The following is a 23,242-nucleotide window of genomic DNA, read 5'->3' on the forward strand; positions in this document are numbered from 1 at the left end:
CGCCATGGGCGGCGCGCCGTAGAAGTGCGAGAGCACGGGATTCAGGTGGTGCCTCACCGCTGTACCGCGGTAGCGGACCCAGTGCAGCCCGGTCGCGACCGTCAGCGCGACGAGCAGCAGTGCGGCGATCGCCCAGACGACGGTGGCCCCGGTGCGGAGTCCGGGGAACTGGAGGGGCAGGGACGCGGCGGCGACCGCGACGATGCCGGTGCCCATGATCGACGCGAACCAGTTCGGCGTCAGGTTCGACACGATCAGTCCCGGATGCTCCAGCTCCCGGAACAAGCGCCTCGACCGCGGAGGATGCCCGATCGAGGAAGATGCGCGGGCGGGGGAGAGAGTTGTCATGACTCCAGCCTGAGCATCGCCGTCACCAGCCGATACAGCGATCGGGTTGGCGGGGCACAATGAGTGCTTGTGGCGACGCGGCGATTGACGGACCGGATCCTGGATCTCGACACGCTGGAGGTGCTCGAGCGCATCGCCGAGGCGGGCTCGCTCTCCCGCGCTGCCGAAGCCCTCGGCGTCACCCAGCAGGCCGTCTCGGCGCGTCTGCGGGTCGCGGAGCGCGCCATCGGGCAGCCGCTCGTGCGCCGCTCTCCGACCGGGTCCCTGATGACCGACGCGGGCCGGCTCGTGCTCGAGCTGGCCGGCCCGGTCCTCGAGGCGTCCCGCCGCCTCGAGGCGGGCGCGGCAGCACTGCGACAGCCGACCGGCTCACTGGTTCTCGCGGCGTCGCAGACCATCGCCGAACTGCTGCTCCCACGCTGGCTCCTCGAATTCCGACAGCGCACACCCGAGGTGAGTGTGCAGCTGATCGCCGGCAATTCAGCCACGGTCACAGAGCTCGTGAGATCCGGTGCCGCGCAACTCGGATTCGTCGAGACACCAGCGTCCACGGCCACGCTCTCCTCTGACGTGGTCACGGAGGACGAACTCGCTGTCGTCGTGGCACCCGACCACCCCTGGGCACGCGCGGCGAGTATCAGCGCCGAGGACTTGGCCGGCACCGCACTGCTGACACGAGAGGAAGGCTCCGGCACCCGGACGACCCTCGAAGCATGGCTCCACGACGCCGGGCTCGCACTCACGACTCCCGCCGCGATCCTTGAAACGACGGCGATCATCCGAGCGAACGCCCGCGCCGGCATCGCGCCCGCAGTCATGAGCATCCTCACCGTCGAAACAGATCTCGCCGCGCGCTCACTGATACGAGTGCCCCTCCGCGGACCAGCACTCGTGCGACCCCTCCGCGCCATCTGGTCCGATCGCATCGGGTCGTCCGCGGCGGCGTTCCTGGAGATCGCGCACGAGATGCGCTGACCGGTGCACGGCTCGTCGCAACGCCGATCACGCCAGCGGCCGTGTCTGCTCGAGCTGGAAGGCGGTTTTCCGCCTTAGCAACCGGAGGGCGCAGTGCAACCCGCAGGGCGAGGGGGGAGAGAGTTTCGGCGCGAAATAAGGGAGCGCAGCGACCGCGTGCTGAAAGTCTCGGAGGAGTCGGTGGCGCAGCCACTTGAACGGAGCCCGTAGGTAGCTACGACCGCAGCGAAGCGGAGGGAGCCGCCGAAGGCTTCACGGCAAAAAAGGGTGTGAGCCCGCACGGCGACCAACGGCGGCCGGCGCAGCCGGTCGACCTCCGGGCGTCGCTCCGTCGACGCTGCGCGGGCGGAGCTCGCGCCCCGCCGCCGGCGGAACATCGGGGAGTGTGAGGGGGTCGCCCCTCACGGGCCGGCCCGGTCCGGGGCGGCCCGCGCCCGCGCTCAGAGGGTGAGGGTGTGCAGGATCAGGACGGTGGAGCCGATGGGCTTTCCGAAGTCGGTGTAGTCGAGGGTTTCGCGGCGGTTGCTGATGAGGTCGAGGGCGACCAGTTCCTCCTCGGACTCATCGCTCATGCCGCCCGGGTCGTCCTCCCACTCGCGGAGGGTCTGACGGTCGGCGTCGAGGACTCTCCACAGTCCCCAGACGTGGGCGATGGGGCCGGTCGTCTCGTACTTGAAAACGAGGGCGGTCGCGGTGGGCCAGGCGTGCGCGGCCGCGGCGACGATCAGCGCGCGCGCGGCCGCGGCGATTGCGTCGGGGTCGCCGGTGGCGGTGGCCGCGTCGACGGCGGCTTGCGCGTCGCGTAGCGCCGGGGTGTGTCCCCACACGTCGACGTCGACGGCGGGAGTCGTGGTGGTGGTCATGGTGGGCCTTTCTGCAGGAGTCGGGAGCGGGGGTGCGGGGACCGGCGGATGCCGGTCCTCGCGGAGCGGCTAGCTGATCCCGGCGGCGTCAGCCGGGGTGCTCTCGCCTGTGACGACCTGCTCGACCGGGGAGAGCGCGTACCCCCACTCGGCGAGCTGGCGGAAGTGGGCGGCGGCGCGCTCGTCGCCGCGTCGCCACGACTCCTTGCTCGTGTTCGCCTCCTGACCTCCCAGCACGACCGCCAGCGCGACCAGCCGGGCCTTCGCCGGGTTCGCCTCGACCAGCGCGGCGAGAGCGTCGGTGCGGTAGCCGGAGGGGCGGTCGATGCCGAGCAGCGTGTGGGCGAGGTCGCTGCCGTTACTCATCCCGGAGGACACCGCGAACCGGTGAGCGGTGAGCCCGAGAGCGATCACCCGATCCGCGTCCTTCGGGAGGGTCTTGCGGCTGAGGAACGTGGCGATCCACTGGCGGCGGACCGTCTCTGCGGCGGTCCACGCCTTGTTGTTGGCGATGAGCACCTTCCGCTCCGCGGACTTCTCGACGCGCTCCTCCTCCGCCTCCTCGGGGGTGAGCGCCGCGGCGGGCACGTCGCCGCGGTAGGCGTAGGTGAATCCAGCCTCCGTGGGCTCCTGCACGAAGTGGGTCACGTCGATGTCGCCGTTCCAGCGGGTGTCGATGAGCGCGCCGCGGACCGGGATCGCGGCGATGTGCTCGGCGGTGACCTGCGCGTCGTCCGCGGTGCGGAGCTTGCGGAGGGGCACCCACGGGCTGCCCTCGCCGTAGGCGTCGGAGCGGGTGAGGACCTGGAAGCCGTTCGCGATCTGCTCCTGCTCGACGGCGGCGAGGCGAGCCTTCTCCGCGGCGTCCTCGCGGAGGCTCTGCGCGGTGTGGTCGAACTGGGTCGGGTCGTTGGTGGCGACCTCGACCAGGTGGGCGCGGGCGTCAGCGTCGTCCTCGAACTCCAACAGGACCGCGGCCTGATCGAGAGTCAGCTCGTGCTCGTGGAGAGCGGACGCGACGGTCGCGGACTCCGCAACGGCGAGGCCCTTCTTCACGGCGTCGGTCTTGGTTCCGGTGCGCTTGGCGATCTGCGAGGCGGTGATGCCCTCGAACGCGAGCTGCGCCCAAGCGGCGGTGCGGTCTGCGACGCTCAGCTCGGCGCGCTGGTCGTTCTCGATGATCTGCTGGATGATGCGGTCCGCGGTGGTGTCGTCGCCCTCCACGACGTAGACGGGGACCGTGGGCACGGCTGCCTCGCGGGCGGCGAGGGTGCGGCGCTGTCCGGCGCGGACGATGACGTTTCCGTGCTCGTCGCGGCGGGCGAGGATCGGGGTGATGACGCCGTTCTCGCGGATCGACGCCATGAAATCCTTGGTCACGGGAGCGCTGGTGCGCACGTTCGCCTCGATCACGAGGGTGGTCGGGTCGATGTGCTCGACGGTCCCGGTTCCGGTGGTGATAGTCACGATGGGTTCTCCTTGATCGGTGTGCGATCATTGAGGCGACAGGTCCCGTGGTTCTAACCCAACTACGGGGCCTTTGTCGTCTCTTCCTGATCGTTTTTCTTTGCCTCTCCGGCGAGTGAAAACCAATTGAGTGGAGTCGGCGGAGTGACGCCGATCCCGGGCGAAATAAGCCCGCAGGGCGCGTCCGGGATCGGTGGCACGCAGCCGATGGAGCGAGATAGGTTGAAACCGCGGAGAGGTGAAGAAAACCTGGAAACGCGCCGCGTAGCGGCTCCCGCCGGCGGTGCTCCGTCACCGCTGCGCGTGCGGAGCTCGCGCCCCGCCTTCGGCGGAACACGGGGGAGCGCGAGGGGGTCGCCCCTCGTGGCCGGCCCGAAGGTCGGCCCCTCCCCCGCGCTACTCGGCGGGCGTCAGGAACGCGATCAACGCGGCCGCCTCGGCGGTCCCGTCGTCGTAGACGGGCATCCCGCCGGGTCCGCACTCCCCCGGCAGTCCGAGCGTGTTGCGGGTGTGCGCGAGGATCTCCGCGTCGGTCGCGGTGGCGTTCTCCGGGTCCTCGTCGCGACTGGTTGCGAGGATGAGGGCGAGCTGTTCAGCCGTGGCGCGGCCGGTGTCGGTGCGGGTCATGGTGTGGTCCTCTCAGCGGTTCAGGAACGGGGCGACGCGGCGGATCGCTGCGCGGCGGGCGTGCGCGACGCAGTGGCGGAACGAGCCGCTGGTGATGCCGTGCAGCTCGTCGGAGTGCCACGCCTCCCAGACGCCGGACTTGCGACGGGTGACGTGCACCGAGGGCGTCGTCTTGGGGTCGGTGCCGACGACGCGGATATCGACCGCGCGGGTGTTGGCGAGGGTGAGGTAGGTCTTAGCCGTGGTCTGCAAGTCGGTGGTGGTCTGCATGGTGTGGGTGCTCCCTCTGGCTGATCGTTTTTCTTTGCCTCTCCGGCGGGGAAAACCGTTTGAGTGGAGGCGGCGTAGTGACGCCGATAGCGGGCGAAATAAGCCCGCAGGGCGCGTCCGCTATCGGTGGCACGGAGCCGGTGGAGCGAAATAGGTTGATACCGCGGAGAGGTGAAGAAAACGGGTGGAATGGGCCGCATCGCGGCCTCCCATTGGCGGCGCTCCGTCGCCGCTGCGCGAGTGCAGCTCGCGCCCCCGGAACGGGATGCCGGGGAGTGTGAGGGGGTCGCCCCTCACGGGCCGACCCGGCGGCCGGCCCTCGCCCCTCAACTCGCCGCGGCGGCCTCCGTGGTGGTGGCCTTCTGCTCGGCGGCGGCTCGCGCGGCCTCGACCTCGGCGGCGGTGTGGTGTCCCTGCACGTCGGCGTAGTTCACCTTGTAGGGGCGGGTTCCGTCGTTCCAGTCGAGAGCGACGGTCACGCTCTTGGGGTTCACGCGGGTCACAACGTGCCAGCCGAACCGGTGCTTGATCATGTCGCCCTTGGCGATCGTGTCGCGGCTGTGGATCGTGACCTCTCCGGCGGCGGCCTGCGCCTCGCGGACCGCGGTCCAGTAGGCGTGCTCGTCCTCGAGCTGCGCCCGCTGGGTCAGCAGTCGCTCCCGGTAGGCACCGGTCGCGGGGCTGGTCGTCTCGATGTACCCGCCGCCGAAGTTGTGCGAGCTGCCCTCGATCTTCCGGCTGTACCCGCGAATGTCGGTTGCGATCCGGTCGATGCGGCGGGCGACCATTCCGGGCGCGTAGCGGTGATCGGTGGTCTTGGCTGCGACGTCGGCGCGGGCACGGGCGCGGGTGGCTTCGCGGTCGGCCTCGACGCTGCGGCCCATCGCGGCATCCGCCTTGGCGATCGCGTTGCGGTGCCGGTTCTCGGAGTGGTGGCCGATCTTGATCGGCTCGCCTCCCTCGGGGAGCCGGTCGAGCGCGCGGCGCGCGGCCGCGTCGGCGGTGTTCGCGTCCGCGGCGCGCCGGTCGGCCTTCGCGTCGAGCGCATCGACGCGGGCGGCCTGGCGCTCGGTCTTGTCCGCCTCGACCTCGGCAGTAGGCCGGAACGTCTCGTCAGCGTCGATCGTGACCTCGTGGCCGGCCTCGCGCAGCGCGGTCGCGGCACGGTTGATGGTCCACCACTTCGGGAGGCGGTCGCGGGACTGCGGGACGTACCAGGCGCCGATGGAGCGGCCCCAGCGCCAGCCGTCCGCCTTGAGGATCTCGGCGGTGCCGTCTCCGCGGCTGGTGCCCTCGATGATCGTTCCGGCCTCGGGGGTGTGGGTGATGGTGAGCATGTCGGTTCTCCTTCTCGGGTCGGTGATCAGTCGTTGGCGAGGTAGTCGGCGGGCGTCTCGCTGCGGTCGTGCAGCGAGTAGGCGGCGGGGTACAGGTCGAGCGCTCGGGCGACCGCGACCGGCACGACGACATAGGCACCGGAAGCCATGTAGCCGATGCGATCCGCGGGCAGCGGCTCGACGGGCTCAAAGTGCTGCAACGTCACCCCGGCCACCGCGCGGCCACCGCTGCGGGTGACCAGGCGCACGGCGGGCGTCTGCTCGGTCACCGGGTCGTTGCCACCGGCGCCGACGATGACCACCTGACGCGCGGTCCGGCTGATGCCCTCCGCTCCGGGTCCGTGGTTCTCGCTCGTGATGACCTCGGTACGTGTGCCGCGCTGCTCGCTCATGGTGCGTCTCCCTCTGGCTGATCGTTTTTCTTTGCCTCTCCGGCGGGGAAAACCGTTTGAGTGGAGTCGGCGGAGTGACGCCGATTACGGGCGAAATAAGCCCGCAGGGCGCGTCCGGGATCGGTGGCACGCAGCCGGTGGAGCGAAATAGGTTGAGACCGCGGAGAGGTGAAGAAAACCCGAAGGATGGGCCGCTCTGCGGCCTCCCCACGGTGTCGCGCAGCGACGCTGCGCGAGGACCCTCGCGCCCCCGGAACGGGTGTCTAAGACGCGCTCAGCGGGGTACAGGGCATGACACAGCGTCCAGCGTGCGAAGTACCCCGGGCGTGATCGTCTGGGCCGACTAGCGGCCGAGGCCTCCGATTTCGGGGCCGCGGGCCGGCTTCCTGCTCGTGGGGAAGCTCTGAGCGGCTGTTGCGCGTGTCTGCACGAGGGCGGTATCGACTAGCGGGCGTCCAAACGCCGTGCGGGACTTGTCGACGTCGACAGTGCGCGGCTGTCCTTCGCCGGCGGTGTTGAACCGGCGGAATCGCATCACGGTCGGGCCGGTTTCTGCGAGCTGTTCAGCGGAGAACTCGGGGAACGAACGACCCTCGGGGCCGGCGTAGACGTTGCGGGCGTACTCGCTGGGAACCCATCGGCCGCCGAGCTCATCGGCGCCGGCGAGGGCGCGTTCGTAGGACTGCTGCCACCGACCGGCGATCCGCGCTTCCGACAGCTCGAACGGCACCTCGACGTCGATCACTTCGACGCTGTAGCCGGCGGCCGCGAACCGTTGCCCCAGCTCGACTGCCTTCTCGGGTGAGGAGAGCACGGTGTCGATGACGACGTTCTGGCCGTCTCGCATCGCCGCAGCGCGGAGCTGGGTGGCGAGGAGGGAGGATTCTTCGTGCACGAGGGAGGCCAGCTCGAGCGGGAAGAACTTCTCCCCCGCCGCCTCGGCGGAGCGCACCTCTGGCGGCAGAATGGCGCGGTCGTAGCTGCCGTCCTTGATCGCCTCGGTGAGCAGCGCTCGCTTGAACTCGTCGGCATCGACCGTGAGCCACGCGCTGCGGTCGGCGCCGAGCACGTCTGCGAGAACTGTCGACTTTCCCGCTCCTGGTGGGCCGGCGAGGATGATCGCCTTCTTCTCCGAGCGGACGTCGGGAAAGTGAGCGCGGTACTCGTTCACGAGGCGGGCGTGCATGAGTCGGCGGGCAGCGCGAGGCTGGACCGATCCATCCGACTCCTGGGTGAACCAGTCCCGGTTGTTGACCGTCGCGCGCTCACTCGCAGGGCTCAGTGGGCCTCCCGCCCGAGCCCACGCGCGCACCGTCTCACGGTGCGCGGCGATCGCTGACGAGTCCTCCGCCGTCACCGACCTTGCTCGCTGTAGCGGTCAAGGATCTCGTCGTACGCGTCCGCGTCGATCAGGTGCTCAGTGAGAGCGCGACCTACTTCCTCGAACTCCCCCGGGTCCAAGGTGGTCCAGTCGTAGCCATCGCTGGGCGAGCCTGGACGATACGGCCAGCGGCCGAGCTCATCGATGACTTGCTCCCGTGTCAGCTCTCCCGCGTCGTAGCGCTGGGCGATTTCGTAGGGCGTCGCGCCAGAGAACCCGGGACGCACGTCGGGCACTGCGGCCGCAGACTTCAACGCACTGTTGACCGACGGCTGCGAGATGCCGATGTCGCGGGCGAGCTGCGACTGAGTGGTGCCTTCGGCCGCCGTCCGCAACGCGCGGAGGTACGACACGCGGGTTACGACCTGCAAGCTGCGTAGCCGGCGAACAGTGTCCCCATTGGGCCTCTCAGCGATCGACACGGCAACCACCTCCTATAGAACATTCTATCCCATCGCGAGAGCAGCCGACAGAGGTCACCGTGCGTGCGCGGTTGCCAGTTCTCCCCAGTGCGTTGTCGCGCGCAGCGACAGCGCATCGCGTTTCATCGTCCACACCGGTCCTTTGCGGATGCCGGCGAGGCCAAGGCCGAGCGCGGAGCGGCCGTGGCGCTTCGTCACGGCGTCGATCGTGGCGCCGAGGCCCTTGGTGTCGAAGTCGTTGTCGAACACGTCCAGCAGGGCGTGGGAGCCCTTCGCAGACAAGTTGGTGAGGATGACGCCGGCGCGCACGTAGCGCGCACCCTCGCGCAGCCTGGGCACAAGGGTGCCGGTGGCGGCCTTGACGATGGTCACCGGGTCGTCGGTGGGGACGGGGAAGCCGGCCATGCCGCCGGCGGACTCGTAGGGCGCGTCGGCGTAAGGCGACGTCGACGCGAACACGCTCATCGTCTTGGTGACCGACCCCTGCGCTCGGAGGCGGTGCGCGGCACGCTGCGCGTAGACGGAGAGCACCTGTTCCATGTCCGCGATCGTCGTCACGGGTGAGGAAAACGAGCGCGAGAAGATCAGCTGGTCCCGGACCGTGCGTGCGGCCTCGAGCGGGATGCAGTCGATCCCGCGCAGCTCGTAGACGGAGCGCTGCAAGACGACGGAGAACTTCTTGCGGATGAGGATGGGATCGGCGTCGCGGAGGTCGCGGATCGTGTGGATGTTCAGCTCTGCGAGGCGCTTCGCGGTGCGGCCGGCGACGCCCCACAGCTCGGTGACGTGTTGCGAGGCCATGAGGCCGTCCATCTGCTCGGGGGTGTACCAGTCGGTATCGCACACTCCCCCGAGGCTCGGGTGCTTCTTCGCCCCGCCCTTGTTGACGAACTTCGCGAGAGTCTTGCTCAGCCCGAAGCCGACGCACACCGGCAGGCCGACGTTCTTCGCGACGGCCGCGCGCATTGCTCGGCCGATCTTCTCCCGCTCCGTCACATCGCCGTCGACTCCGACGAAGCTCTCATCGATCGAGTACACCTCCTGCCAGGCGGAGTACCGGCCCAGCAGCTCCACGACGCGCGCGGACAGCTCGCCGTACAGCTCGTAGTTGCTCGAGCGGGCGATGACCTCCGGGAGTCGGCCGGCTCTGATCAGAGGTTCGATCTTGAACCAGGGGGTGCCGTTCTCGATGCCGAGCTGCTTCACCTCGTCAGAGCGGGCGACCACGCAGCCGTCGTTGTTCGACAGGACGACGACGGGCCGCCCGCTCAGCTTGGGATCGAACAGGCGCTCGCACGACACGTAGAAGGAATTGACGTCGATGAGGCCGATGCGGCGCTCAGAGCGCACGGTGGAGCCGGTGCAGGCAGACGGTGACGACGCCCCACACCTGGAGGTCGCTCAGCTCGGGGACGACGATCGGGGGATAGTCGGGGTTCTCGGCACGCAGCACCACTCCCCCGCGGTGCAGTTCGAGCCGCTTGACGGTCAGCTCGCCGTCGAGAATCGCGATGACGACGCTGCCGTGGGTCGGTGTGATCGAGCGGTCGACCACGAGCTCGTCGCCGTCGCTGATGCCGGCGCCGGTCATGCTCTCGCCGGACACGCGGACGATGAACGTCGAGGTCTTGTCGCGGATCAGGTGGTTGTTGAGGTCAAGAGAGCCGTCGAAGTAGTCCTGCGCCGGCGACGGGAAGCCTGCGGCCACCGCGTCGCCGGTGACGAGGAAGGCGATGGAGACGGCCTCCTCGGCCGGTGTGGCTATGCGGTCCACGACGGTGACGCTCATGCCACCCTCCCTCACTTAGTCGAACGTGTGTTCGAATGCGTTCGAGTGTATGTCGACTCCACCGACATGCGATCACGGCCCAGGCGGCGGGCGGCTCGAAAGGTTTCGGTCAGGCGTGTCCTACCCAGATACCTATATAGGTATCTGGGTAGCTTGCTATCTGTGTAGGTATCAAGATAGGTTGCGACCATGCAGACGATGATGATCTACAGCGAGAGCGGTGGTGCGACCAAGAGCACCACCGCCGTCTCCCTGGCGACAGTGGCGGCGGAGGACGGCAAGCGCGTCATCCTGATCGACCTCGACCCGCGCGGGGCGACGACCAAGTGGCTCGACGCGCAGCCCGTCGACGTCGGCCTCGACGTCGGCGCGATCCTCGGCAACCAGGACCCGCGGGGGTGGGCGGACGAGCTGGCCGTGCCGTCACCGTTCCACGAGAACCTTCGAGTCATCCCGTCCGACCGCAGCGTGAGTGCCCGCGAGACGGACGACCCGGGGGAGGTCGGGCATCGTCTGGCCGATTCGCTCGAGGGAGTGCCTGCCGACCTGGTGATCATCGACTGCCCGAACCGCCAGGGCGGCTCACTGATCTTCAACGCTCTGACGGCGGCCGAATCGGTGATCTACGCGGCCACGCCGACCGCGGACGGCGTAGACGGGTTCCTGGGGGCACAGGAAAGCGTGATGCGCTACAACGCCACCAGCGGCCGCCAGGCGGTCGCTGAGGCCGGCATCATCGTCGGCGGCTACAAGGAGACGGTAACGCCGCGCGAGGCGACCCACAGCATCGAGCAGATGCGGGGGACGGGCCTTCTGCTGACGCCGCTCATTCCACATCGGACGATCGTGGGGGAGGTCCGGTACTCGCACGACTGGTACGGCCGCTTCCGCAAGGGAGCCCCCGTCGCCCAGGCATACCGAGAACTCGCACGAAAGGTGATCCGATGACCAACGAGGACCGCCCCCAGAGCCTTCCCGCTCGACGGGCACAGCCGGCGCCGGACCGGCGCGACCCGATTGACTCGAAGCCGCGCCCGGCGCCGGCCCCTGCTGCGGCCGCACCGGCGACGTCGGCCCCGGCGCGAACGGGTGCCACGGCTCCTCGTTCTCGGCCGCGGAAGGCTCCTACGGAGGTTCTGCACGCCGATATCGAGGCGGAGCTGTCGTACTACGTCGAGGACCTGCGCGTCGCAACAGGACGAACCAAGCGCGACATTGTGGAGTCGGCGCTGCGCGAGTACCGCGATCGCAACCCGCTGGCCTAGCCAGCCGCGTGGTACTAGATAGCCAGATACCTATATAGGTATCTGGCTATCTAGCTTTTGACGGGGCGTCAGAGCGTGGCTGCGCACCAGGTTGTGACGGCCTTCTCGAAGACAGCCGGGTCAGCGTTCCATTCGAGGGCGTGAGCGGAGGGCCGGGCGGGCACGAGAGGAGCCTGCTCGTGCGTCTGGCTGAACGCACGGGAGTCGCTGAACGGGGTGGTGCGGTCACCTTCGGAGTGGATCAGGAGTGCAGGCACGGGGACTTGCACTGACGCTCGGGTCCAGTCGAGAGCGTGGAAGTCCAACGGAACCGGCGACCCGAGGAGGCGGCTGAGGATCGGCGTCGCGAGGGCGGCTACGGCCGCGGAGGCGATGACGCGGGGGACGCCGGCATTGGCGGCGCTGTAGAGCACGCTGCTGCGCCAGCTGAGGACGGGGGAGACGAGGATCAGCCCGGCGATCTGCGAGCGGTGCGCCGAGCTCGTAGCGAGGCGCAGAGCGATCGACGCTCCGCTCGACCAGCCCACGAGCAGGACGCGGCGGGCTCCGCGCTCGAGGGCGAGAGCGATCGCGGCGTCGACGTCGGGCCACTCCGTCTGCCCCAGGGTGAAGGCATCCAGCGGCGCAGGCGGGCCTTCTCCGTCGCCTCGGAACGAGGGGACCAGTGAGGTGTACCCGGTGCTTCTGAGGGCGTGAACGGAGCGGAAAGCGCCGTCTCGTCCGGACAGGCTGCCGTGAACGTGGATCGCCCAGGTGCTCGCGGCGTCTCCGTCGCCGGGGAACAACCACGCGGGCGCGTCGCCCAGCTCGGTTGCTACCGGAACCTCCCGGGCCTCGGGGTCAAGTTCTTTCGCCGTGGCGAACACGTTGCCGATTGGTCGGCTGACGGAGCCGGCGGCGGGGGAGGGGCTGCCGGGAGGGACGGTCAGCGTTCGCTCGATGCCGTCCGCTCCGGTGCGCAGAATCGGGCCGAGAACAGCGTGCCGAGATTCGTCGTCGTAGAGCAGCCCGAGGGTACCGTCCTGCTTGGTGATCGGCGTGGGCGCGAGCACGATGCGATCGGGCGCCGGAACGGCGGCGATTGGTGTCGGCTTGCTGCGCTGGGGTCGGATGACGCGGCCGGCCACGGTCGCGACGATCCCGGCGCCGGCGGCACCGACGACGGCGGCGGGGATCGCGATCCAGAGGGCTCCCACGGGGGCTACGCGGCCTTCCCGATGCCGTTGCCGCCGATGACCCGAGGGATGAATGCCCGGTCGGGTGAGATGAGCGCCCGCAGGCGCTCGAGCGCAGCACACGCGGCGGGGGTGAGGTCGATGTCCCCTCGAACCTGAGCGTTCTTGGTGCTCACGAGCACCTGCTGAGCGTGAGCGATGAGTCGGCGCTCTCCGAGATAGGTGGTGATGGTCGGCCGCTCGATGAGGTTGTGGCGGACGGCGTAGCGCGACGCGCGAGCGACGACGAGGCGGTGGCGGATGGGGAGAATGATCGCGGTCCATCCGATGCCCAGCATGATGATGAGCAGCCCGACAAAGAAGGGGATCTCTGCAGCGTTCCATGCGGAGTAACGGAAGGCGTCTCCGCCGTATCCGAAGTGCGAGGCGGTAAGGAAGCCGATTTCGATCAGGCATCCCACGGTTGTCACGGCGAAGCCGGTGGTGAACACGACCTGCACTCCGCGCCAGTTGCGGCGGGCGTTGATGATCGAGGAGACGGACAACCACACGAGAGTCGCCATGTAGGCCGATCCGTAGAGCCACACGGCTGTCTGGTCGAGGCGATCGATGATGAAGTCCTTGCTCGTGTCTCCGCGGTCGCGGATGAGCAGGAACGGGACGATGTAAGAGCCGAACATGAGGGCGAGGCCCCACCGGCTGCCGATGCGGCCTTCGCCGCCGGCGCGACGTCCGAGAGCTTCACGGAAGAACCAGAATGCGGACGTGGCCGCGAGGTCGCGGACGAGGGTGATCACGTTGGATCCACCCAACAAGGTGTCGTAGGTGTCGAACGGGACTGGCCAGCCGTAGGTGGAGAGGGCGACGATGCCGCTGACGGTGGCCCAGAACGCGGGGCGACCGGCGGGTGACGCGATGGCACGGGGCGCGCGCACCATCACCAGGGCGATGAGGAGCGCGAGGCATACCTGCTGGATCATCCGAAATACGTTTCTTCGCTCGTCCTATTGAGTGTTTGGATGCGGCGGACCATGGCGAAGGCTACTTCTTCGACTGCAATCTCCGCCTTGGCTTCCACACTGTCCGGATCGTCGGTAGGCGCGCAGAGGTGCGTGGCGCCGACCCTGCGGTCGGGGTGCACCAGGCGCGGGATCTGCTCGCTGAACCAGGCGTCGGGAGCGTAGACGAAGAGGATGTGAGCGAGCTCGTGGCAGGCGTTCTGGCTTTGGTAGTGCAGCTCGTCGCTCTCTCGGCAGACGACGGTGCCGAACTCGGCCGTGTCGATCCACAAGCCGGTGACCGTTTTGAGGGCAGTGCTGGCGGAGGCGATCAAGTAGATGGGCTTGCCGTAGACCTTCTCGACAGCCGCTTGCAGGTCATCCCACGTCGCGGCCGCGGGAAGGGCGAGCTGCGCTACGAACTCGTCGGCGGCTTGGACGATGGAGCCGCTGCGACCCTGGCCGTTGCGGCGGAGCATCCGCCACCGGCCGCGGCCTCGTTCCGTGGAGTCTGACGCCATAGATGGACTCCGTTCGCCTGGCCGGGACAAGCTCATCCACTTTAGACGGCATTGCGCGCAGGGCGAAGCTGCGAGCCCGGCGGGGCGGAGCGTGCGCTAGCGGCGCAGCTCGGTGACGATTTCGGAGACGACGGCAGCGATGCCGCGCAGCTCGGCGGGCTCAATCGTGCCGAGGGAGCGCGCAGCGACGCGCTCGATGCCGAGGGTGCGCATGGCACCGTCGAATCCCAGCCGCGCCTCCACGGCTTCGACCAGCTCGGGATCGTCGCGAAGTAGGTAGTCAGGGTCGATGTCGAGTGCTTCGGCCACGGCGAAGAGTACGTCGACTCTCGGCGCGGAGGGGAGTTGCCCGGTCATGAGCAGGCCCCATTCTTGGCGGTCGATCGAGGCCCCGCTGAGGAGAAGGATCTCGGAGATTTTGGTGCGGGAAGAGGTCGCATCGAGGCCACGTGAGTTGAAAACGAGCGAGAGACGGCGCGCCAGTTCGGCGGGCCGGAGTGCGCTGGATTCTTCACCCGTGGTGTTCCCGTCTACGACGTAGCCAACCAACTCCTTGAAGGCTACGCGCCCGCGAAGTTGCTTCACGAGTGCATCCAGGTCGGCGTTGGTGGCGTGCACGAGGGCAAGAAGTACCGGTACCGGCATATCTCGCTCGCCCTTGATGTAGCGAAGGACGGTCCGATAGGGGAGGCCGGCTCTTTCGGCCGCGGCCTTCACGTTGAAACCGGCTTCGTAGATGGCGCTCTTGACGGCCTCGCCTATTGCGGCATTGACGTTCGTTGAGTCCACCTCCACACCACGATTCTAGGTCGGCGGGTGTCGCCTGCCGTCAGTGTAGACAGGCAGTGTCCCATTTGGGCAACTTTCGAGTGTCCAAACGGGCAGTTCTGGTCTAGATTGGTGCTCACGGCGATGAAGGGGACCACCGGCATGAAGCACACACGGCAGCGCAACAGCGTTCAGCTCGGCGCGGTCGCCGTCGCAGTCGGGCTCGCCTTGGCGGGTTGCTCGAGCAGCGAACCGGCGGTGCAAACGTCCTCAGGCTCGACTCCTTCTGTATCGGCCACGCCCTCCGTTGAGGCATCCGCTGAGGAGACGCCCGATGCCGAGTCGGTGCCGCACGACCACGACGCCGAAGCTGACCCGGATGTCGAAACCGACTCGACGGCTCTCGCGACCCGCGCAGTGACACTGTTCTGTCGTCCGTCCCTCGACTACGACACGTGGATCGCTGAGCTGTACCCGGTGCTGTCGCAGGCTGCGGCGGTTGCTTACGAAACCGTCGACCCGGCGAACGTGCCCTGCACGGGCGTCACCGGTACCGCGCAGATTCGGGACACCGACGGTGCCTACACCTCGCGCGTCCTGGTCCCCACGGATGCCGGCGACTACTCGGTGTACGTGCACCGCCCCCTCGACACCTCTCCGTGGGCTGTCGAGCAGATCACCCCCTTGGCATCGGAGTAACCCGGTGGCGAAGGGGGGAGTGGGGGTGCTGGCAGCGATCATGGTGCCCGTCGTCGCGATCGCGATGCTCCTGTGGGTGCTGTTCTTCGGCGGCTCGGCCGCTGCGGCATGTCTGCCGGGCGGGGGACCGGTCAACGTGGCCGCGATCCCGGCAGATGCTCGAGTCGGTGGCTACGGCCATGATCAGCTCGTCAACGCGGGCCTGATCGTCAACGCCGGGGCCGCGAAGGGCCTCGGCGCGGACGGGCAGACGCTCGGCGTGCAGACGGCGATCGGTGAGTCCTCGCTGGTGAACATCAACTACGGGGACGGGGCGATCAACCCGGACGGCTCGGTCGCTGACTCGATCGGCCTGTTCCAGCAGCAGTCGAGCTGGGGCACCGTCGAGCAGCGCATGGACCCCACGACCTCCGCGGGCTTCTTCTACGACCGCCTCGTGGCAGTCGAGGGCTGGCAGACGATGGAGCCCTCCATCGCGATCAACAAAGTCCAGCGCAACGCCGACCCGAACCACTACACGAAGTACCGCGCCGACGCCGTGGCGATCATGGCCTACCTCGCCGGCCTCGGCAGCACCCCGGCCCCGACGACCGGGGCCGCAGTGCCCGTGTCTACGTCGACGGCCACGCCGCCCCCCGTGGCCGCCGGATGCGCGGCTATCTCCGGCGATGCGCAAGCTCTCGCGCAGGGCCTCGTGAAGGCGATGGATGAGGGGCGTCTGCGCTTCCTCGAGGACCGCTACGCGCAGCAGGTCCGCGACGTCGCCGCGGGCACCGCGTCGGCAGACTGCGGCCTCGACGTCCGCATCCTCCAGATCATCACCATTGCGCTGAACACGTTCGACACGGTGGGCGTCTCCGACCTCAACCGCAAGTGCACGAACGAGACCGGGCTAGGGGCGGGCACCGCCTCCTCCCACTACATCGACGGCGGCGGTCACGCGGTGGACTTCACCGCATTCAACGGCACCGCCACTACGGGCTGCGACGCGAACGCCTTGCAGCTGCTCAGCGTCCTCGACCCCCAGGTGCCGAACGGTTCGCGGGCCGGCCAGATCCAGTGCCGCTCGACCCACTACACGAACATCGGCGGGTTCTACGACACCCCGAACCACCTGCACTTCGACATGGGCTTCACCGACGCCCCTCTCACCCTCGCCGGATAACCGGACCTTCTCGGCGCCCCAACCGGCGGCACCGATAACCCCGCACCACCAACCAAGAAAACGGAGCACACCATGTCTGTTCTCGCTCTTTCCTCCGAGCTGATCACCGCCGCCGGCGCCCTCGCCGGTGTCGTGCCCGACCCGGGCCCCGGCGGCATGCCCCCCGGGTTCGAGGCCTTCACCACCGTCATGGGCTGGGCCAAGTGGGTCGGCCTCGGCGTCGCCGTCGTCGGCCTGATCATCCTCGGCGTCACCATGACCGTCTCCGCCCGCCGCGGCGAAGGCGGAGAAATCGGCGGCTGGCTCGGCCGCCTGCTCGTCGGCGTGATCATCGTGTCCGCCGCGTTCACGATCGTTGGCTTCCTGATGGGCGCGTAGCGTCCCGGGGAAACCAACCGATCAACGAAAGGCACGACGTCATGAGCGACACGGGATCCCGCAGCCCCTTCACCAGTCGAGGATTCATCTTCGGAGCGATCATCTTCGGAGTCCTCGTACTGGCGGCGATTCTGCTCGCTGTCACGTCCCTCGGCGGTGGTGGCGGGCAGCAGAGCGCGCCCGCCACCACCGCGACGCCGACGAGCGCGGCGACGCCCGAGGCCGACGCGGACGCCGCAAGCGTCTGCGGACTTCCCGGGTACGAAGAGAGCGGCACCCTCACCGCCGCCCCCGTGACCGAATGGACCATCGTCGGCACGATGGCCGCTCCCGGAGGCGCCGACGTCGGCCCGGGTGCGACCGACAGCGACGGGCTCCGCCGCTGCTACGCGCACACGGTGGAGGGTGCCCTGTTCGCCACGGCGAACATCTGGGCGATGGGTACCAACGGAAGCCTTGGCGACTCCATCACCGACAAGCTCTCGGTCCCCGGGCCTGGCCGCGATGCGGCAATGGCTCGCCAGAGCTCCAACACAAGCAACGGACTGAGCGCTCAGATCATCGGTTTCAAGACGCTGGCCTACACCGGCGACGCCGCGACGATCGATATCGCGTTCCGCCTGAACACGGGAGTACAGATGAGTATCGCAACGGAGCTGCGCTGGTCGGAGGGCGACTGGAAAGTCCAGCTCACCGACGACGGCCAGAGCTCCTACCGCCCGGTCACCCTGCAGAGCCTGGGTGGCTACGTGCCATGGGCGGGTGTTGAGTGAACCCCGCCGCCGCTACGGACGCCCCCTGCGACTTCTGGGACCTCGGATGCCAGGCCGGTCAGGGCCTCGGTGAAATCGTCTCTCAGGCATCGAACGATGCCTTGCAGCAATTCGTGAACAACATCCTCGAGGGCTACGGCAAAGCGATTGTCTCGCTAGGCACCCTCTGGGTGAACGTCCCCTCCCCGGTGACCGTGGTCGACAGGGGAGGCGGCGTCAACGGCGGCGGAACCCCGCCGCTGCCTGAGGCATTCGAGACGATCCTCGGTTACGTGACGTGGGTCGCCGCGGGCCTCGCCGTCATGTCGCTCATCATCGCTGGCGTGATGATGAGCAGCCGTCGTCGCCACGGCGACGGCGAGGCGCACATGGGCCGCATCGGCGTCATCATCCTCGCCGTGTTCCTGCTCTCCTCGGCATCCGCGCTCGTAGCTGGGTTCCTCCCGCTGGCGATGCACCTCAATGAATCCTCGAGCGTGGTCGGCTGGGTGCAGGGGCAGCTCGAGTGGTACGCCGGCGGCCTTGCAATCCTCTCGATCCTCGTCGCCGCGGGCCGCATGGTCTGGACGCAGCGCGCGGGCGAGCTGCGCACCCTCGCCCGCTCCGTGCTGACGCTGATCGCTGTCGCCGGGGCCGGCCTCGTCGTAATCCGTCTCGCCACGCAGGCGGGTGACGCCTTCTCCATCTGGATCCTCAACAACTCCACCAACTGCGACGTCACCAACGGTGAGAGCAACTGCTTCGGCACCAACATTTTCGCGATGATCAGCCTCACCGCGACCGCGCCCATCGGCCTGATCGGTCTGTTCTTCCTCGGCATGCTCGCCGTCCTGATGACCTATATCCAGATCGCTCTGATGATCTTCCGCGGCGCGATGCTCGTCGTCCTCGCCGGCATCTTCCCCATCGCCGCGGCCGCGACGAACACCGAAATCGGTCAGCAGTGGTTCAAGAAGGCGATGGCCTGGACTCTCGCCTTCATCCTCTACAAGCCCGCCGCCGCGATCGTCTACGCGATCGCGTTCCGGATGACCGGCACCGACCTGTTCAAGTCGGACGGCACTGGCCTCTTCCAGATTGTCACGGGCCTCGCACTGATGCTGATCGCGCTCATTGCCCTACCTGCGCTGATGCGCTTCCTCGTTCCTGCTATCGCCTCGGTTGGTGGCGGCGGCGGCGCAGGACTCCTGCTCGGCGCAGCAGCGGTGAGCGGGGCCGGAGACATTGCCACCGGTGCGATCCGGGCTAGCAACGGGGGCGGAAAGTCCGGAGGCGGAGGCGGCGGCTCGTCGACGAACGGACCGACCGGAAGTAACTCCTCTCCGGGATCGCCAGCGTCGTCATCCGGGACGGGTGCCGCGGGTGCGGCGCCTACCGGCGGTGCGGGAGCTGCAACAAGCGGAGCGGGTGCCGGAGCGGGTGCCGGAGCGGCAGCCGGAGGCGGAGCGGCCGCGGGAGGCGTGGCCGCCGCTGGGCCGATCGGCGCCGGCGTCGCCGTCGCGATGAAGGCCGCCGAAGGCGCGAAGCACGCGGCGGGAGCCGTGAAGTCGGCCACCGACGACGCCACCGGCAGCAACCAGAACGGGAGCTAGACCATGACCACTACCGCACCCGAGCCGGTCAAGGCTCGCACCTACGGCAACTGGCGAAAGCCCCAGACCGCCGGCCTCGGCGGGCTCGGGCAGCTCGCCACCCTCGTGATGTTCGTGGGCATCTTGTCCTCGATCGTCGCGTCCATGTTCGCCGGCCTCGGGCCGGCACTCATCGTCGCCGGGGTCTTCGGCGGCATCCTCCTGACCGTCTCGGTCAAGGACAAGCACGGGCAGTCAGCCCTAGGAAGGACGGTGGTCCGCGTGAACTGGTGGCGCACCAAGAGCAAGGGAGCGAACATCTACCGCTCCGGCCCGATCGGCCGCGCGAAGTGGGGGACGTTCCAGCTGCCTGGCCTGGCCGCACCCTCGCAGCTCACCGAGCACGAGGACTCCCACGGCCGCCGGTTCGCCCTGATCAGCACCCCCATGACGAAGCACTTCACCGTGGTCCTGGCGACGGAGCCGGACGGCGCCGCGCTGGTGGATCAGGAGCAGATCAACAACCAGGTCGCGGAGTACGGCATCTGGCTCGCCAACCTCGGAGACGAGCCCGGTATCGAAGCCGCCTCCGTCACTGTCGAGACGGCTCCGGACACCGGCACCCGGCTGCGCGGGGAGGTCGAAGGGTCGATGGACCCAGACGCCCCGCTGTTCGCTCGAGCGATGCTCGCTGAGGTCGTGGACAGCTACCCGGTCGGCTCCGCGACCATCCGCGCGTACATCGCACTGACCTTCACGGCCACGGCTCGGATCGGCGGAAAGCGCCGAAACGCCAAGGAAGTGGCTGCGGATCTTTCCGCGCGCATTCCCGGTCTGACGAACTCCCTCGCAGCAACCGGCGCCGGCGCTGCTCGGCCTCTGAACGCGCAGGAGCTGTGCGAGGTCATCCGCACCGCCTACGACCCCGACGCCGCAGTCCTGATCGACCAGGCCCGCGCAGCGGGCGAGACGGCAGACCTGTCCTGGACCGACGTCGGCCCCGCCGCGGCAGAAGCACACTGGGACTCGTACCGGCACGACGGTGCCGTGTCGACGTCGTGGACGATGACCGCCCCGCCGCGCGGCGTCGTGCAGGCCGGAATCCTCGCCCGCCTGCTCGCCCCGCACCGCGACATCGCCCGCAAGCGCGTCACCCTGCTCTACCGCCCCATCGACCCCGCCCGCGCCGCAGCGCTCGTGGAGGCAGACCTCAACGCCGCGCAGTTCAACTCCTCCGCGTCGACCAAGCCGACCGCCCGCTCGACGCTCTCGACGCGCTCGGCGCAGGCGACAGCCGCGGAGGAAGCCTCCGGCGCCGGGCTGATGAACTTCGGCCTGATCGTCACCGCCACGACGATGCAGCGCACGCAGGAGCCCGAAGCGCGCGCCGCCGTCGACTCCCTCACCTCCGCCGCACGGCTGCGGATGCGACCGGCCTACGGATCGCAGGACTCCGCCTTCGCCGCCGCGCTCCCGCTCGGCCTGGTCCTCCCGCGACACCTGCGCATCCCGAACGAGGTCCGAGAAGCGCTGTGACCTCGATGAGCGCGCAGGGGACGGCACCGGGCGAGTGTCCGGTGCCGTCCCCGCTTAAGTCCCACCGCCCCGCCCCGATCACTGCCGGAGGTTCCCAGTGAGCATCATCAGCACCAAGTTCTTCTCTCGCCACCGCGACGAGACGCCCGATGACGTCTCCACGGATGCCGACGAGCTGCCCACCGGCGCCGGCGGAGTCGATGAGGAGCAGGAAGCTCTCGACGTCGACGTGTTCGACACGGCCGTGCCCACGGGTGCGGTCGGCGCTCCGTCGACGGCGGAGGCCGCGTCGGCGTCGACGTACAGCCGTGCCGGCTCCCGCCGAGCCCGCAAAGAGGAGGAGGAGGCTGCTGCGGCTCGCGCTGCGGCATCACCGCTGGCGCGCGAGAAGCCCTCGAAGCGGTCGCGGAAGAAGCGGGCGATCCCGCACCAGGGCGGCAAGCAAAAGGTCGAGAAGAACGTCGCGCCGATCCGGCCGATGCGCCCGACCTCGACGGGGTGGCTGGGACGTGGCGGCGGGCAGGCCGTCTCGATCCAGCCCGCCGATGAGTTCCGCGCAACGACCGTGCAGGTGTGCGGGCTGTACCCGTTCTCGGTCGGCACCGGAACTCCCATGATCGGCGTGCCGCTGGGGAAGAACCTCGCCACCGGGGCGTCGGTGCTGTGCGATCCGATCAGCTGGTTCCAGCGGGCGCAGCTCATCTCGAATCCGTCGATGTTTGTCCTCGGTAAGCCGGGCCTCGGGAAGTCCTCGCTCACCCGCCGCATGGCGACCGGGCTCGCCGGATACGGCACCCTCCCGCTGGTCCTCGGTGACTTGAAGCCCGACTACGTGGACCTGATCCGCGCCCTCGACGGCCAGGTCATCACCCTCGGCCGCGGCCGCGGCTACCTCAACATCCTCGACCCGGGCGAGGCGACGGTCGCCGCGCAGCGACTCCGCGACGACGCCGACCAGGCCCTCGAGCGCGCCTCCGAGCTCGACGCTCGCGGCGAGAACTCGGCGGAGGAGCGCAAGCACGCGGTGAAATCGCAGCGCCTCGCGTCGCAGGTGCTCGCGGACGCTCACGGCCGCCGGCACACGATGATCGCCGCGTTGCTGACGATCCTCCGCTCCGAGCCGCCGAGCGACCGGGAAGAGACGATCATCGACCGGGCGCTGAAGTACCTGGACGAGACGCACGAGGGCATCCCCGTCCTAGCGGATCTTCTGGCCGTGATCCAGGCAGCGCCCGACGAGATTCGCCAGGTCGCCCTCGACCGCGGCGACCTCGCCCGCTACAAGGCGATCACCGAGAACCTCGAAGCCTCCCTCATCGGCCTCACGACCGGCGGCCGGCTGGGCGAAATCTTCTCCCGCCAGACCACCACCCCGATGCGCCGGGACCGCCCCGTCGTCTACGACGTGTCCTCGATCGATGACTCCGAAGGCGATCTGCAGGCCAGCATCCTGCTCGCCTGCTGGTCCGCCGGCTTCGGAACGGTCAACGTCGCCTCCGCCCTCGCAGAAGCGGGGCTGGAACCGCGCCGGCACTACTTCGTGATCCTCGATGAGCTGTGGCGGGCGCTGCGCGCGGGCAAGGGCATGGTCGATCGCGTCGACGCGCTCACCCGCCTGAACCGTGCCCGCGGTGTCGGCCTGGCGATGATCAGCCACACGATGAGCGACCTGCTGGCCCTGTCCTCGCAGGAGGATCAGATGAAGGCCAAGGGCTTCGTGGAGCGCTCCGGCATGGTGATCTGCGGCGGGCTCCCCGGCGCGGAAATGCCGCTGCTGACCTCCGCAGTGCCGATGTCGAACGCGGAACAAGCGATGCTGACGAGCTGGCAGGACCCGCCCGCGTGGGACCCGGTATCGGGACATGAGTCGGAGCCTCCCGGGCGCGGCCGGTTCCTGATCAAGGTGGGCGGCCGGCCCGGTATTCCGATCCGGGTGCAGCTGACCAGCGCCGAGCTCGACGTCAACGACACCAACAAGCTCTGGCACACCACCTCCCGTGCCGGACGCGCGAACGAGCCGCTGGCGACCGATCCGGTCGTGGTGGAGATCCTGCCGTGAACCTCTGGCTGGGCTTCGTCGGAGTCGTGATTTTCGGCCTCGGCAGCCTGTGCCACGTCGTCGTGCAGGGCACCGACGTTTGGACGCAACGCACGTTGACCCGGCCACACGCGCTCTCAATCGCCGGCTGGCTGTTCACCGCAGCCGGCGCGGCGACCGTCGCCGCCGTGATGATTCCCGCGCTGCCATGACCTGCCCCTCGACCCTCGCGTTCGAGGGCTACCTGTGGTCCTGCGTCACCAGCTCGCCCTGGCATGAGTTCCACGCCGCGGACCTTCCGATCGAGTTCGTAGAACGCGGTCTTGCCCTCGTGCACTGGGGCACCACGCAACAGGCACCCGACGACGACCCGACCCCGCGGTGGGTCGGCCCGATCTACACGACCGAGAGGACGAACTGATGAGCATGACCAACAACCGCCGCAGAGAGCCGGGGAAGGCCGGCGGCGGGTTCGGGATAGCGA

The 23,242-nt window shown here is 68.8% G+C and carries 26 protein-coding genes and 1 pseudogene; 12 read left to right on the top strand and 15 right to left on the bottom strand.

Features of this window, described 5'->3' with window-relative positions; genetic code table 11:
• Positions 1-252, bottom strand: a pseudogene (locus tag HQQ82_RS19035) (C4-dicarboxylate ABC transporter); the annotation flags it as partial.
• 165 nt (positions 253-417) lie between these two features.
• Here HQQ82_RS19035 and HQQ82_RS19040 point away from each other — a divergent pair.
• Positions 418-1,323 (top strand): LysR family transcriptional regulator, encoded by a 906-nt coding sequence (locus HQQ82_RS19040; RefSeq protein ID WP_173235914.1) that lies wholly within the window; start codon positions 418-420, stop codon positions 1,321-1,323.
• A 440-nt stretch (positions 1,324-1,763) separates the two neighbouring features.
• Here the strand turns inward: HQQ82_RS19040 and HQQ82_RS19045 are convergent, their stop codons facing one another.
• The 10 genes from HQQ82_RS19045 to HQQ82_RS19090 all read right to left on the bottom strand — a co-directional run bounded on the left by HQQ82_RS19045 (position 1,764) and on the right by HQQ82_RS19090 (position 9,871).
• Complete coding sequence (locus HQQ82_RS19045) at positions 1,764-2,186, bottom strand: hypothetical protein (protein ID WP_173235916.1); 423 nt, start codon at positions 2,184-2,186, stop codon at positions 1,764-1,766.
• A 69-nt stretch (positions 2,187-2,255) separates the two neighbouring features.
• On the bottom strand, positions 2,256-3,653 hold the full coding sequence (locus tag HQQ82_RS19050; RefSeq protein WP_173235918.1) for a ParB/RepB/Spo0J family partition protein: 1,398 nt from the start codon (positions 3,651-3,653) through the stop codon (positions 2,256-2,258).
• A 396-nt stretch (positions 3,654-4,049) separates the two neighbouring features.
• On the bottom strand, positions 4,050-4,280 hold the full coding sequence (locus HQQ82_RS19055) for a hypothetical protein (RefSeq protein WP_173235920.1): 231 nt from the start codon (positions 4,278-4,280) through the stop codon (positions 4,050-4,052).
• A 12-nt stretch (positions 4,281-4,292) separates the two neighbouring features.
• On the bottom strand, positions 4,293-4,550 hold the full coding sequence (locus HQQ82_RS19060; RefSeq protein WP_173235922.1) for a hypothetical protein: 258 nt from the start codon (positions 4,548-4,550) through the stop codon (positions 4,293-4,295).
• Between the two features lie 326 nt (positions 4,551-4,876).
• Entirely contained in the window at positions 4,877-5,887 is a 1,011-nt protein-coding gene (locus HQQ82_RS19065) for a DUF3560 domain-containing protein (protein ID WP_173235924.1), read from the bottom strand.
• Positions 5,888-5,913: 26 nt separating this feature from the next.
• On the bottom strand, positions 5,914-6,279 hold the full coding sequence (locus tag HQQ82_RS19070) for a hypothetical protein (protein ID WP_173235926.1): 366 nt from the start codon (positions 6,277-6,279) through the stop codon (positions 5,914-5,916).
• 343 nt (positions 6,280-6,622) lie between these two features.
• Entirely contained in the window at positions 6,623-7,450 is an 828-nt protein-coding gene (locus HQQ82_RS19075; protein ID WP_258067409.1) for a zeta toxin family protein, read from the bottom strand.
• Positions 7,451-7,632: 182 nt separating this feature from the next.
• Positions 7,633-8,082 (bottom strand): hypothetical protein, encoded by a 450-nt coding sequence (locus HQQ82_RS19080; protein WP_104277455.1) that lies wholly within the window; start codon positions 8,080-8,082, stop codon positions 7,633-7,635.
• Between the two features lie 54 nt (positions 8,083-8,136).
• Positions 8,137-9,432 (bottom strand): Y-family DNA polymerase, encoded by a 1,296-nt coding sequence (locus tag HQQ82_RS19085; RefSeq protein ID WP_173235928.1) that lies wholly within the window; start codon positions 9,430-9,432, stop codon positions 8,137-8,139.
• On the bottom strand, positions 9,422-9,871 hold the full coding sequence (locus HQQ82_RS19090; RefSeq protein WP_173235930.1) for a LexA family transcriptional regulator: 450 nt from the start codon (positions 9,869-9,871) through the stop codon (positions 9,422-9,424). The genes HQQ82_RS19085 and HQQ82_RS19090 overlap by 11 nt, the downstream gene beginning before the upstream one ends.
• A 201-nt stretch (positions 9,872-10,072) precedes the next feature.
• Here HQQ82_RS19090 and HQQ82_RS19095 point away from each other — a divergent pair, with 201 nt between their 5' ends.
• On the top strand, positions 10,073-10,819 hold the full coding sequence (locus HQQ82_RS19095) for a ParA family protein (RefSeq protein WP_254071687.1): 747 nt from the start codon (positions 10,073-10,075) through the stop codon (positions 10,817-10,819).
• The gene (locus tag HQQ82_RS19100; protein ID WP_146082607.1) at positions 10,816-11,136 is read left to right on the top strand and encodes a hypothetical protein; all 321 of its coding nucleotides are present in this window, start codon (positions 10,816-10,818) and stop codon (positions 11,134-11,136) included. The genes HQQ82_RS19095 and HQQ82_RS19100 overlap by 4 nt, the downstream gene beginning before the upstream one ends.
• A gap of 68 nt (positions 11,137-11,204) precedes the next feature.
• On the opposite strand, the gene HQQ82_RS20710 is transcribed toward HQQ82_RS19100, so the two are convergent.
• The 4 genes from HQQ82_RS20710 to HQQ82_RS19120 form a co-directional block, all read right to left on the bottom strand.
• Positions 11,205-12,332: an alpha/beta fold hydrolase gene (locus HQQ82_RS20710; RefSeq protein ID WP_173235932.1), complete on the bottom strand. Its 1,128-nt coding sequence runs from the start codon at positions 12,330-12,332 to the stop codon at positions 11,205-11,207.
• 5 nt (positions 12,333-12,337) lie between these two features.
• Positions 12,338-13,291, bottom strand: a complete 954-nt coding sequence (locus tag HQQ82_RS19110; RefSeq protein WP_173235934.1) for a hypothetical protein — start codon at positions 13,289-13,291, stop codon at positions 12,338-12,340.
• Entirely contained in the window at positions 13,288-13,788 is a 501-nt protein-coding gene (locus HQQ82_RS19115) for a hypothetical protein (RefSeq protein ID WP_173235936.1), read from the bottom strand. The genes HQQ82_RS19110 and HQQ82_RS19115 overlap by 4 nt, the downstream gene beginning before the upstream one ends.
• Before the next feature lie 138 nt (positions 13,789-13,926).
• On the bottom strand, positions 13,927-14,625 hold the full coding sequence (locus tag HQQ82_RS19120; protein WP_104277462.1) for a helix-turn-helix transcriptional regulator: 699 nt from the start codon (positions 14,623-14,625) through the stop codon (positions 13,927-13,929).
• A 117-nt stretch (positions 14,626-14,742) separates the two neighbouring features.
• On the opposite strand from HQQ82_RS19120, the gene HQQ82_RS19125 reads away from it, so the two are divergent.
• The 9 genes from HQQ82_RS19125 (at position 14,743) to HQQ82_RS19165 (ending at position 23,179) form a co-directional block, all read left to right on the top strand.
• Entirely contained in the window at positions 14,743-15,297 is a 555-nt protein-coding gene (locus HQQ82_RS19125) for a hypothetical protein (RefSeq protein WP_173235938.1), read from the top strand.
• Positions 15,298-15,322: 25 nt separating this feature from the next.
• The gene (locus HQQ82_RS19130) at positions 15,323-16,462 is read left to right on the top strand and encodes a hypothetical protein (RefSeq protein WP_173235940.1); all 1,140 of its coding nucleotides are present in this window, start codon (positions 15,323-15,325) and stop codon (positions 16,460-16,462) included.
• Positions 16,463-16,534: 72 nt separating this feature from the next.
• Positions 16,535-16,840: a hypothetical protein gene (locus HQQ82_RS19135; RefSeq protein WP_104277465.1), complete on the top strand. Its 306-nt coding sequence runs from the start codon at positions 16,535-16,537 to the stop codon at positions 16,838-16,840.
• Positions 16,841-16,881: 41 nt separating this feature from the next.
• On the top strand, positions 16,882-17,613 hold the full coding sequence (locus HQQ82_RS19140) for a hypothetical protein (RefSeq protein ID WP_173235942.1): 732 nt from the start codon (positions 16,882-16,884) through the stop codon (positions 17,611-17,613).
• Positions 17,610-19,205, top strand: coding sequence for a hypothetical protein (locus HQQ82_RS19145; RefSeq protein ID WP_173235944.1), 1,596 nt, complete (start codon positions 17,610-17,612; stop codon positions 19,203-19,205). Before HQQ82_RS19140 ends, HQQ82_RS19145 begins: the two co-directional genes overlap by 4 nt.
• 3 nt (positions 19,206-19,208) lie before the next feature.
• Positions 19,209-20,720, top strand: coding sequence for an SCO6880 family protein (locus HQQ82_RS19150; protein WP_173235946.1), 1,512 nt, complete (start codon positions 19,209-19,211; stop codon positions 20,718-20,720).
• 97 nt (positions 20,721-20,817) lie between these two features.
• Positions 20,818-22,779, top strand: a complete 1,962-nt coding sequence (locus HQQ82_RS19155) for an ATP/GTP-binding protein (protein ID WP_308470833.1) — start codon at positions 20,818-20,820, stop codon at positions 22,777-22,779.
• Positions 22,776-22,970 (top strand): hypothetical protein, encoded by a 195-nt coding sequence (locus tag HQQ82_RS19160; protein WP_104277468.1) that lies wholly within the window; start codon positions 22,776-22,778, stop codon positions 22,968-22,970. Before HQQ82_RS19155 ends, HQQ82_RS19160 begins: the two co-directional genes overlap by 4 nt.
• On the top strand, positions 22,967-23,179 hold the full coding sequence (locus tag HQQ82_RS19165) for a hypothetical protein (protein ID WP_104277469.1): 213 nt from the start codon (positions 22,967-22,969) through the stop codon (positions 23,177-23,179). Before HQQ82_RS19160 ends, HQQ82_RS19165 begins: the two co-directional genes overlap by 4 nt.
• Positions 23,180-23,242 lie beyond the last annotated feature (63 nt).

Origin of the sequence: Rathayibacter sp. VKM Ac-2856 (assembly GCF_013205055.1) — a bacterium.
Lineage (GTDB): Bacteria > Actinomycetota > Actinomycetes > Actinomycetales > Microbacteriaceae > Rathayibacter.